Raw genomic sequence first — 616 nt, forward strand, 5'->3', positions numbered from 1 at the left:
CGCCGAGGGCGAGGCGATCGATGTCTTCGCCGCCAACCTCAAGGATCTGCTGCTCGCCGCGCCGGCCGGCCCGCACGCCACCCTGGCCATCGACCCGGGGCTGCGCACCGGCTGCAAGGTGGCGGTGGTCGACGCCACCGGGCAGTTCCTGGAGCAGGCGGTGATCTACCCCCATGCACCGCAGAACCGCTGGGACGAGGCGCTGGCGGTGCTCGGCAGGCTGGTCGACAAGCACAGTGTGACGCTGATCGCCATCGGCAACGGTACCGCCAGCCGCGAAACCGACCGCCTCGCCGGCGCCGAGAGACGCTTGAGCAGTTCGCCGGCGACGAGCGGGGCGCGACGCCCGACCAAGGTGATGGTCAGCGAGGCGGGGGCCTCGGTGTATTCCGCCTCCGAGCTGGCGTCCCGCGAGTTGCCGGAGCTCGACGTCACCATTCGTGGCGCGGTGTCGATCGCCCGGCGCCTGCAGGACCCGCTGGCGGAACTGGTCAAGATCGAGCCCAAGTCGATCGGCGTCGGCCAGTATCAGCACGACGTCTCGCAGGTGCAGCTCTCGCGCAGCCTCGAGGCGGTGATCGAGGACTGCGTCAACGCCGTGGGGGTGGATCTGAAC

Annotated in this window: 1 pseudogene; it reads left to right on the forward strand. The window is 70.3% G+C overall.

Annotated features, from left to right (window positions below):
- Positions 1-616 (forward strand): annotated as a pseudogene (locus D0901_RS20820) (RNA-binding transcriptional accessory protein); the annotation flags it as partial.

The sequence above is a fragment of the Modicisalibacter coralii genome (assembly GCF_004117855.1).
Taxonomy (GTDB): domain Bacteria; phylum Pseudomonadota; class Gammaproteobacteria; order Pseudomonadales; family Halomonadaceae; genus Modicisalibacter; species Modicisalibacter coralii.